This is a genomic window from Pseudomonas sp. B3G-3 (assembly GCF_028640915.1).
GTDB classification, from domain to species: Bacteria; Pseudomonadota; Gammaproteobacteria; order Pseudomonadales; family Pseudomonadaceae; genus Aquipseudomonas; species Aquipseudomonas chlororaphis_I.
Map to the genome: position 1 here is coordinate 1 of NZ_JAQZAB010000119.1, position 10,939 is coordinate 10,939.

Sequence of the window (10,939 nt, forward strand, 5' to 3'; positions counted from 1 at the left end):
TGATGGTGGTCACCGCCGGTGTCGGGTTCGGTACCAGGTTCTCGAAGTTGCCGCCGCTGGCGCCGGTAATGCTGGTGCTGACGGTGCTGCCATTGTTGTAGACATCGTTCGGTGGGGTATCGACTACCACGGTGCCGACGGTCTGTCCGGCGTCGATGGTGATGGTCGAACCGTTGGACAGGGTCACGGTGACCGGGGTCTGCGCCGGATTGGTCAGGGTCGCGGTGTAGGTGATCTGGCCACCCTCGGTCACGCTGGAGCCCGCGGTCAGGGTCACGGTGGTGGTGTCCACGGTGTCCGTGACCTGGGTGACGGCTGGCGTCGGGTCGACGGTCACGACCAGGCCACCGCCGCCGGTGGTGCCGGTGACGCCCACGCTGATCTGTTTCGGGTCGTTGTAGACGGTGTCGTTCGGTGCCAGCGGAACGTTGACGGTGCCGGTCAGTTGCCCGGCCGGAATCACGATCACCGAGCCGTTGGACAAGGTGATGGTCAGGCCGGTCAACGGTGCCTGGGTCAGCGTGGCGGTGTACACCAGTACGCCGCCGGCCTCGGTAATGGAGGGGGTTGCGCTCAGGGTCAGGGTCGAGTCGCGCAGGATCTCGCTGGTGGCGCTGTTGTCATTGGTGGTCAGCGCGCCGGTGGTGTTTTGCGCTGCGGTGCCCGCCGCACCGAGACCCGCAGTCGGGAAGCCGATGGTCGGGTCGACCCGGCCCGCGGTGGCGTCGAGCATCACGAAGCTGTGGCCGCCGCCAGCAGCGCCGCCGGTACCCGCGGCGGTCGGGCCGGCCGCGGTGGCTTCCAGCTCGGTGGTCGGGTCCGCGCCGGCGACGATTGCCTGCTGCAGCTCAGCGACGGACGGCGCAGCCTGCTCGGCGGCCTCGGCCAGGTCGGTGCTGGAGTCTGGAGCGCTGCCGCTCCATTGCGTCTCACGGCCCAGGTCCAGGGTCCGGCCATCGGCCAGCTCCAGGCTGACGGCGCCCGACAGGCCGGTATCGACCTGGTCGCCTACATACAGGCGATCACCCTCAACGAGTACGCGGCGAACCCCTTCAGGGGATACGACGAAAACTTGGCCAACAATGCTTTTGACGGTAGCAACAACACTGCTCATTGAGGATTCTCCGGGGGGTACCGTTCAGTAGACTTCCATGTTCCTGACAGGCATACGCCGACGCAGTCTGGACGTTCTTCAGAGTGTAGAAACACGTGATTTTGACGCGAACGCTTGTCAATAAATTGGCTATATTTTTTTGCTATTAACCATATGCCAAACTATTGACCTTCTGGGTGTCATCCTAAACAATCGTCAAGGTAATGTCACATTGATATTCATGCGGCGACCTGTCTAAAAGTGTGTGATCCAGTTCATGGTTTGAACTTTCCGATATACGGTCATTCCGGTTGCCATCATCCGATGCAGCACCTCGTTTTGCTGTGATTTGGGACAAGAAGTCCTGGGAACCTCCTCTATGCGTCCGCAGTTGTTCAAAGCCTTACCCTTCTTGCTTGCCGCCAGTTTTGTCCAAGCACAAACCCTGCCTGAAGCCATGCAGAAAGCACTGGATGTCCATCCGGAAATCCAGGCCGCGGTGAACAGCCGCCTGGCAGCCGATTACCAGCTAAAAGCAGCCAAGGGCGGCTATTTGCCGCGGGTCGATTTGCTGGGCGGTTATGGTCGTGAAGGCACCGACAGCCCGACCACTCGTGCAGGATCGAGCAATCACTGGGAGACGCTGAACCGCAGCGAGTCAAGTTTACGTCTCCAGCAAATGGTTTTTGACGGTTTTGCCACCTCCAGTGAGGTCGGGCGTCAACAAGCCACCGTCAATTCCCGGGCGTATTCGTTGCTGGGCACTTCCGAGCGCACCGCGCTGACCGTGGCCCAGGTGTACCTGGATGTGCTGACCCGGCGTGAGTTCGTGCGCCTGGCCGAAGACAACATGCGCAATCACGAGCGCATCTACGATCAGATCCAGCTGCGCACCCAGCGCGGTGTCGGCAGCCGCGCCGACCTCGACCAGGCGGAAGCGCGCATGGCCCAGGCGCGCAACAACCTGATCACCGAACAGACCAACCTGGCCGATGCCCAGACCAACTACCTCAGCGCCGTCGGCCAGATGCCGGACCAGCTGGAGCGCCCGGTCGGTTTCATGGCCCTGCTGCCGGCCACCCTCGACGAAGCCCGGCACCAGATGCTGGAAAACAGCCCGATCCTGCGTTCGGCCGAGTCCGACATCGTTGCCGCCGAGAAGCAGTACGAAGCCGCCAAGTCGACCTTCTACCCGCGTTTCGATGCCGAGCTTGGGCGTACCGCCGACAACAACCTGGACGGCATCGACGGCCACAACAACGAATGGCAGGCCATGCTGCGCATGCGCTTCAACCTGTTCGCCGGCGGCAGCAACAAGGCCGACCTGGAGTCCAAGGCCTATCAGTCCAACCAGGCGCTGGATATTCGTAACAACGCCCTGCGAGTTCTGAATGAGGAGCTAGGCTTGGCGTGGAACGCCTTGAACAACGCCAATGCGCAAGTGCCGATCGCCCAGCAATATGTCGATCGCAGCGCCAGCGTGCGTGAGGCGTATCAGAAGCAATTCAGTCTGGGCGAGCGCACTTTGCTCGACTTGCTCGATAGCGAGAATGAACTGTTCACCGCCTCGCGTCGGTTGGCGGAAATCAAGAACATTCAGTTATTTACTCAATATCGAATCAAGGCGACCATGGGCGAATTGCTCAAGAGCCAGGGAGTGGTCGCACCCATGGCTTCAGTCGTGCAGAACGATGTGAAGCCCAAGGTCCAACTGCCTGGGATGAATTGAGTACATTTCATCCAAATAGACAGTTAAAGAGTGCCGAGCGTGGAATCAGAAGTCAGTCGAGTGCAACTTAGCCATGATCCACGCGGCATGCATGACGACCCGCTGCTGGATGCCCTGCTAACCCTGTGCTCTCTGCACCAGAAGCCGGCCAGCGCGGCGATGCTGACCACTGGCCTGCCGTTGCCGTCCCAGCGCCTGAGCGCCGAGCTGCTGCCGCGCGCCGCCGCTCGCGCCGGCCTGCAGGGGCGCCTGCTGCGGCGCAAGCTGGAGCAGATTCCTGCCATCGCCATGCCAGCCATGCTCTTGCTCAAGGACGGCCGCAGCGCTGTCCTGCTCGGCTGGCTGGGCGAAGACAAGGCCCGCCTGCTGCTCAGTGAGAGCGATGGCGGCGAGGTCAGCGTCAGTCGCCAGATGCTGGCCGACGATTACAGCGGGCAAGTGTTCTTCGCCCAGCCGCAACACAAGTTCGACGTCAACCATGGCTCGCTGATTCCCCGCGCCCGCTCCTGGTTCCGCGACACCTTGAAGCGTTCGCGCTGGTTGTACGCCGATGCCATCGCCGCCAGCCTGCTGATCAACGTCATCGCCATGGCCGCGCCGCTGTTCGTGATGAACGTCTACGACCGCGTGGTCCCGAACCAGGCCGCCGCCACCCTGTGGGTGCTGGCCATCGGCATCACCGGCGCCTACCTGTTCGACCTGATCCTCAAGAGCCTGCGCAGCCTGTGCCTGGACCTGGCCGGCAAGAAGACCGACCTGATCATCTCGGCCACGCTGTTCGAGCGCATCGTCGGCATGGCCATGAAGTACCGGCCGGCGCGGGTCGGCAGCTTTGCCCAGAACATCCACGAGTTCCAGAGCCTGCGCGACTTCCTCGCCTCGCTGACGCTCACCAGCCTGATCGACCTGCCGTTCACCCTGCTGATCTTCCTGGTGATCGCCATCCTCGGCGGGCACCTGGTGTGGATCCCGGTGCTGGCCTTCCCGATCGCCCTGGGCATCGGCTACGCGCTGCAGAAACCGCTGATCGCCACCATGGAAAAAACCATGGCCCTGGGCGCCGAGCGCCAGTCGAGCCTGATCGAGACCCTGGCCGGGCTGGATGCGGTGAAGGTCAACAACGCCGAAAGCGAACGCCAGTACCAGTGGGAGCAGACCATCGGCACCCTGGGCCGCCTCGAGCTGCGGGTGAAGATGCTCTCCAGCCTGGCGATGAACATCACCCTGCTGATCCAGCAACTGGCCGGGGTGATCATGATCGTCTTCGGCGTGTACCAGATCATCGACGGCAACCTCAGCATGGGCGGGCTGATCGCCTGCTACATGCTCAGCGGTCGCGCCCTCAGCCCGCTGGCCTCGTTGTCCGGCCTGCTGACCCGCTACCAGCAGGCGCGGGTGACCATGACCTCGGTCGACCAGATGATGGAGCTGCCCCAGGAGCGTAACTTCGACGAGCGCCCCCTGAGCCGCAACGTGCTGCAGGGCGCCATCGAATGCCGGCAGCTGAATTTCACCTACCCGGGGCAGCAGAACCCGGCGCTGAAGAACATCAACCTGGTGATCAAGCCGGGCGAGAAGATCGGCATCATCGGCCGCAGCGGCTCGGGCAAGAGCTCCCTGGCCAAGCTGCTGGTGGGCCTGTATACCCCGGACTCCGGCGCCTTGCTGGTGGACGGCGTGGACATCCGGCAGATCGACGTCAGCGAATTGCGCCACAACATCGGTTATGTGGCCCAGGACATCCAGCTGCTGGCCGGCACCCTGCGCGACAACCTGACCTCCGGCGCCCGTTATGTCGAAGACGAACTGGTGCTGCAGGCCGCCGAACTGGCCGGCGTTCATGAGTTCGCCCGGCTGCACCCGCAGGGCTATGAACTGCAGGTCGGCGAGCGCGGGCAGAACCTCTCCGGCGGCCAGCGGCAGAACGTCGCCCTGGCCCGGGCCCTGTTGCTCAACCCACCCATCCTGCTGCTCGACGAACCGACCAGCGCCATGGACAACACCGGTGAAGAACGCTTGAAACAACGCCTGCAAGCCGTGGTGGAAGCCAAGACCGTGGTGCTGGTCACCCACCGTGCCTCGCTGCTGTCGCTGGTGGATCGCCTGCTGGTGATCGACCGCGGGCAGATCCTCGCCGATGGACCGAAAGCGGTCGTGATGGAAGCGTTGAAGAAGGGGCAGATCAGTGTTGCTTAAGTCCGGAGCTGGTCATCAGTTATTTCCTGTGCCGCGCCGGAGCCTGGTTTTGCGCAGGGCAAGGCGCGAGGAGTGTGGTTTGGTTGTTCCAAATAAACGACGAGTAACGCAGCCCTGCGCAAAACCAGGCCCGGCCCTTCGGGTTGTGCCTGAAAGCGTGCGAGGCTGCGTTGCAGTCCTTGGCAAGGGAGAAACCATTACCAGCGGACTGCGCCTTGCCTCGCACGCTTTCAGGCGACAACGCGGTACAGGAAATAACTGATGACCAGCTCCATCAAAGACTCGATCCTGCGCTACTTCAAAGGCACCGAATCGCTACACGACCAACCCCTGCCCGAGGTCAACAAGGCGCTGATCGAAGATGCGCCGCGGGTTATCCGCCTGACCATCTGGGGCATCATCGGTTTCTTCCTGTTCCTGCTGCTGTGGGCTAACTTCGCGGTGATCGACGAAGTGACCAAGGGTGAGGGCAAGGCGATCCCGTCGTCCAAGGTGCAGAAAATCCAGAACCTGGAAGGCGGTATCGTCTCCGAACTGTTCGTCAAGGAGGGGCAGATCGTCGAGGCCGGCGCGCCGCTGATCCGCCTGGACGACACGCGCTTCAAGTCCAACGTCGGCGAGACCGAGGCCGACCGGTTGTCGATGTTGCTGCGGGTCGAGCGCCTGAGCGCGGAGATCGACAACCGCGAGCTGAACTTCCCTGCCGATGCCCTGGAGGCCGCGCCCGGCCAGGCCGCCAGCGAGAAGTCCCTGTATGAAAGCCGCCGCCAGCAGTTGCACGATGAAGTCGGCGGCCTGCAGGAACAACTGATCCAGAAGCAGCAGGAGCTGCGTGAGTTCACCTCCAAGCAGGCGCAGTACCGCCAGCAACTGGGCCTGCAACGCCAGGAAATCGCCATGTCCGAGCCGCTGGTGGCCCAGGGCGCGGTGTCGCCGGTGGAAGTGCTGCGGCTCAAGCGCGCCGAAGTCGAGACCCGCGGGCAACTGGACGCCACCACCCTGGCGATCCCCCGTGCCGAGTCGGCGATCAAGGAAGTCCAGCGCAAGATCGACGAAACCCGCGGCAAATTCCGCAGCGAAGCCCTGACCCAGCTCAACGAGGCACGCACCGAACTGAACAAGGCCAGCGCCACCGGCAAGGCCCTGGAAGACCGGGTCAGCCGGACCCTGGTCACCTCGCCGGTGCGCGGTATCGTCAAGCAGCTGATGGTCAACACCATTGGCGGGGTGATCCAGCCGGGCAGCGACATGGTGGAGATCGTGCCGCTGGACGACACCCTGCTGGTGGAAGCGAAGATCCGCCCGCAGGACATCGCCTTCCTGCACCCGGGGCAGGAAGCCGTGGTCAAGTTCACCGCCTATGACTACACCATCTACGGCGGCCTGAAGGCCAAGCTGGAGCAGATCGGCGCCGACACCATCACCGACGAAGACAAGAAGACCACCTACTACGTGATCAAGCTGCGCACCGACCGCAGCCACCTGGGCACCGATGAGAAGCCGTTGCTGATCATCCCCGGCATGGTCGCCTCGGTGGACATCATCACCGGCAAGAAAAGCGTGCTCAGCTACCTGCTCAAGCCGATCATCCGCGCTCGCGCCGAGGCGCTGCACGAGCGTTGAGGCCGTAGCCCGAGAGTCGTAGGGCAGGGATTGCCCGTAGATCTTTGAATTTTTTCGCGAGCAAGCTCGCTCCTACAAGGGCACTCATGCACCTGTAGGAGCGAGCTTGCTCGCGATAGCGTCCTTTTGGTCCCCACTATTTCTCCGCCTGAATCGCCATATCGTTATTCACTAACGGTATTTAAAGTTAAGTTCTTATATCTATAAAGTCGACTCCCTGCGTACCTGCCGACCAATCGGCGCGCCGCACGAAATGAACCCACACGGGACCTCCGTGAGTTTCTGATCGACGCGCGCGCCACCGGGCGTGCTCTGCGTGGGAGTGATTTATGTCCGTACTGTCTCCAAGTGCCGCGCCCATCGCCGCACAAGCTTTTGATATCCGTCCGTTCAGCGGCGCCGTCGGTGCCGAGATCGTCGGCCTGGACCTGGCCCAGCCGGTCAACGACCAGGATTTCGCCCGTATCCACCGCGCGCACCTGGATCATCACGTCGTGGTGTTCCGCGACCAGCGCATCAGCCCCGAACAACAGATCGCCTTCAGCCGCCGTTTCGGTGTGCTGCAGATCCACGTGCTCAAGCAGTTCCTGCTGGCCGGGCACCCGGAAATCCTCATCGTTTCCAACATCATCGAGAACGGCCAGTCCATCGGCCTGGGGGACGCCGGCAAGTTCTGGCATTCCGATCTCTCCTACAAGGAGCTGCCGAGCCTGGGCTCGATGCTGCATGCCCAGGAGCTGCCGTCCGAGGGCGGCGACACACTGTTCGCCGACATGCACAAAGCCTGGGACAGCCTGCCCGCAGCGTTGCGCAAGGCGGTCGCAGGCCGCTCTGCCGCGCACTCCTACACCGCGCGCTACAGTGAGACCAAGTTCGAGGGCAACTGGCGCCCGACCCTGACCCCGGAGCAACTGGCCCAGGTCCAGGAAGTGGTGCACCCGGTCGTGCGTACCCACCCGGAAAACGGCCGCAAGGCGCTGTTCGTCAGCGAAGGCTTCACCACCCGCATCGTCGGCCTGCCGGAAGACGAAAGCCGCCAGCTGCTGGCCGAGCTGTACGCCCACAGCGTGCTGCCGGAAAACATCTACCGCCACCAATGGCAGCCCCATGACCTGGTGTTCTGGGACAACCGCTCGCTGATCCACCTGGCCGCCGGCTGCCCCAGCCACCTGCGCCGCAAGCTGTACCGCACCACCATCCAGGGCGACGCCCCTTACTGATCGGCCACCCACGGCAGGAGAAACACCATGTCCCAACCTACTCAACGCCTCCCGCGCCTGGGCAAACTGGCGGCCGCCATCGGCCTGGGCTTCAGCTTGCTGGCCGCAGGCCTGATCGCGCCGACGGCGGCCCATGCCGAAGGCGAGATCCGCATCGCCGAACAGTTCGGCATCGTCTATCTGCTGCTCAACGTGGTGCGCGACCAGAACCTGATCGAGAAGCACGGCAAGGAAGAAGGCATCGACATCAAGGTTGACTGGACCCAGCTGTCCGGCGGCGCGGCGGTCAACGACGCCTTGCTCTCCGGCTCCATCGACATCGCCGGGGCCGGCGTCGGCCCGCTGCTGACCATCTGGGACCGCACTCACGGCAAGCAGAACGTCAAGGCCGTGGCGTCGCTGGGTAACTTCCCTTACTACCTGGTGAGCAACAATCCCAAGGTCAAGACCATCGCCGACTTCACCGAGAAGGACCGTATCGCGGTGCCGGCGGTGGGGGTTTCCGTGCAGTCGCGGTTCCTGCAGTACGCGGCGGCCAAGCAGTGGGGCGACAAGGAATTCAATCGCCTGGACAAGTACACCATCGCCGTTCCACACCCGGACGCCACGGCGGCGCTGATCGCCGGCGGCACCGAGCTGACCGGGCACTTCTCCAACCCGCCGTTCCAGGACCAGGCGCTGGCCAACCCGAATGTGCACGTGGTGCTCAACACCTACGACCTGCTGGGCCCGAACTCGCCGACCGTGCTGTTCGCCACCGAGAAATTCCGTACCGAGAACCCGAAAACCTACAAGGCCTTCGTCGAGGCGCTGGCCGAGGCCGCCGACTTCGCCCAGAAGGACAAGGGCGCGGCGGCGGATACCTACATCCGCGTGACCAAGGCCAAGATCGACCGCGAGGCCTTGCTGAAGATCATCGACAACCCGCAGTTCGAGTTCACCGTCACCCCGAAAAACACCTACCCGCTGGCTGAATTCCTCTACCGCGTGGGTGCGATCAAGAACAAGCCGCAATCGTGGAAGGACTACTTCTTCCAGGACACCACGCCGCTGCAAGGGAGCTGATCGCCATGAACGCCCCCTTGCAAGGCCACACGGCCAGCAACCCGACCGCGGCAGCGCAGGCGCTGCTGGCGGTCGACCAGGTCAGCCTGGAATACCGCACCCCGCAGCGCGTGGTGCGGGCCACCCACCAGGTCAGTTTCGCAATCGATCCCGCCGACCGCTTCGTCCTGCTCGGGCCCTCGGGCTGCGGCAAGTCGACCCTGCTCAAGGCGGTCGCCGGCTTCATCCAGCCCTGCGAGGGCGAGATTCGCCTGCAAGGACAGCGGGTCAGCCAGCCGGGGCCGGACCGGATCGTGGTGTTCCAGGAGTTCGACCAGCTGCCACCGTGGAAAACCGTCAAACAGAACGTGATGTTCCCGCTGCTGGCGTCGAAAACCCTCAACCGCCGCGAGGCCGAGGAGCGCGCGCTGCACTACCTGGACAAGGTCGGCCTGGCGGCGTTCGCCGACGCCTACCCGCACACCCTGTCCGGTGGCATGAAGGCGCGGGTGGCCATCGCGCGGGCCCTGGCGATGCAGCCGAAGATCCTGCTGATGGACGAACCCTTCGCCGCCCTCGACGCCCTGACCCGGCGCAAGATGCAGGAGGAGTTGCTGCTGCTCTGGGAAGAGGTGCGCTTCACCCTGCTGTTCGTCACCCACTCCATCGAGGAAGCGCTGGTGGTGGGCAATCGCATCCTGCTGCTGTCGCCCCATCCGGGGCGGGTGCGGGCGGAAATCCACAGCCATCAGTACGACCTGCAAAGCCTCGGCGGCGTGGCGTTCCAGCAGACGGCGCGGCGCATCCACCGGCTGCTGTTCGACGAAGGCCAGTCGCCGGAAACCGAGCGCGAGCTGGATTTCACCGATATCCGTATCGCTTATTGAGCCTTTAAGAGGAACGCCCGATGAGCCATTCATCACCTGTTCGCCAGGAATACGAAGTTGCCCTCGAACCCTTGCTGGCGGTACCGCTGGAGCGTGAATTGCCGCTCGGCCAGCGCCTGTGGCAGCAAGGCTGGCTGCGCAAGAGCCTGATCCTGATCGTGCTGGCTTTGCTCTGGGAGGCCGTGGCCCGTTACCAGAACAACGACCTGCTGCTGCCGAGCTTTTTGCAGACCGCCAGCGCGCTGTACGACGGCCTGCTCAGCGGCGAGCTGTTGGGCAAGGTCGGCATCTCCCTGGTCGTGCTGCTCAAGGGCTACCTGATCGGCATCGTCCTGGCCTTTGCCCTGACCACTTTGGCGGTGTCGACCCAGGTGGGCCGCGACTTGCTGAGCACCCTGACCTCGATGTTCAACCCGTTGCCGGCCATCGCCCTGCTGCCGCTGGCCCTGCTGTGGTTCGGCCTGGGGGAGAACAGCCTGATCTTCGTGCTGGTGCATTCGGTGCTCTGGGCCCTGGCCCTGAACACCTACGCCGGCTTTCTCGGGGTTTCCGAAACCCTGCGCATGGCCGGGCGCAACTACGGGCTCAAGGGCATGCGCTTCGTACTGTTCATCCTGATCCCGGCGGCGCTGCCGTCGATCCTCGCCGGCCTGAAAATCGGCTGGGCCTTCGCCTGGCGCACCCTGATCGCCGCCGAACTGGTGTTCGGCGCCACCAGCGGCAAGGGCGGCCTGGGCTGGTACATCTTCCAGAACCGCAACGAGCTGTACACCGACAAAGTCTTCGCCGGCCTGGCGGTGGTGATCCTGATCGGCCTGCTGGTGGAAAACCTGGTGTTCGACACCCTGGAGCGAGTCACCGTGAAACGCTGGGGCATGCAACGCTGAACCCGTAGCGCTCGTAGCACCTGTAGCCGCTGCCGAGCCCGCGAGGCTGCGATCGACGGCGCAGCCGGCGCAAAACCTGACAGCGCGTTCTGCCTGGCACACCGCATGCGCCGATCTGGCGAGGACTTCGTCCTCGATCGCAGCCTGCGGCAGCGGCTACACAGAGCGGTGTCCATGGTTGAACGACCCCCCACGATCCCGTAGCCGCTGCCGAGCCCGCGAGGCTGCGATCGACGGCGCAGCCGGCGCAAAACCTGACA

At 63.6% G+C, this 10,939-nt stretch carries 8 protein-coding genes; 7 read left to right on the forward strand and 1 reads right to left on the reverse strand.

Annotated features, from left to right (window positions below; all coding sequences use genetic code 11):
- Positions 1 to 1,114: retention module-containing protein (locus PVZ80_RS23785; protein WP_273864660.1), on the reverse strand; the 1,114-nt coding region annotated here is incomplete at its 3' end.
- Positions 1,115 to 1,472: 358 nt separating this feature from the next.
- Here PVZ80_RS23785 and PVZ80_RS23790 point away from each other — a divergent pair.
- The 7 genes from PVZ80_RS23790 to PVZ80_RS23820 all read left to right on the forward strand — a co-directional run bounded on the left by PVZ80_RS23790 (position 1,473) and on the right by PVZ80_RS23820 (position 10,679).
- Positions 1,473 to 2,822: a TolC family outer membrane protein gene (locus PVZ80_RS23790; RefSeq protein WP_009046325.1), complete on the forward strand. Its 1,350-nt coding sequence runs from the start codon at positions 1,473 to 1,475 to the stop codon at positions 2,820 to 2,822.
- 39 nt (positions 2,823 to 2,861) lie between these two features.
- Complete coding sequence (locus PVZ80_RS23795; RefSeq protein ID WP_009046326.1) at positions 2,862 to 5,018, forward strand: type I secretion system permease/ATPase; 2,157 nt, start codon at positions 2,862 to 2,864, stop codon at positions 5,016 to 5,018.
- A gap of 261 nt (positions 5,019 to 5,279) precedes the next feature.
- The gene (locus PVZ80_RS23800) at positions 5,280 to 6,641 is read left to right on the forward strand and encodes an HlyD family type I secretion periplasmic adaptor subunit (protein WP_009046327.1); all 1,362 of its coding nucleotides are present in this window, start codon (positions 5,280 to 5,282) and stop codon (positions 6,639 to 6,641) included.
- 329 nt (positions 6,642 to 6,970) lie between these two features.
- Positions 6,971 to 7,861 (forward strand): TauD/TfdA dioxygenase family protein, encoded by an 891-nt coding sequence (locus tag PVZ80_RS23805; RefSeq protein WP_053267964.1) that lies wholly within the window; start codon positions 6,971 to 6,973, stop codon positions 7,859 to 7,861.
- A 27-nt stretch (positions 7,862 to 7,888) separates the two neighbouring features.
- Positions 7,889 to 8,926 carry an ABC transporter substrate-binding protein gene (locus PVZ80_RS23810; RefSeq protein WP_110175529.1) on the forward strand — a complete coding sequence of 346 codons (1,038 nt, stop codon included), beginning with the start codon at positions 7,889 to 7,891 and terminating at the stop codon, positions 8,924 to 8,926.
- A gap of 5 nt (positions 8,927 to 8,931) precedes the next feature.
- Positions 8,932 to 9,792, forward strand: coding sequence for an ABC transporter ATP-binding protein (locus PVZ80_RS23815; protein ID WP_198919584.1), 861 nt, complete (start codon positions 8,932 to 8,934; stop codon positions 9,790 to 9,792).
- A 20-nt stretch (positions 9,793 to 9,812) separates the two neighbouring features.
- Complete coding sequence (locus tag PVZ80_RS23820; protein WP_025808568.1) at positions 9,813 to 10,679, forward strand: ABC transporter permease; 867 nt, start codon at positions 9,813 to 9,815, stop codon at positions 10,677 to 10,679.
- Positions 10,680 to 10,939: the final 260 nt, after the last annotated feature.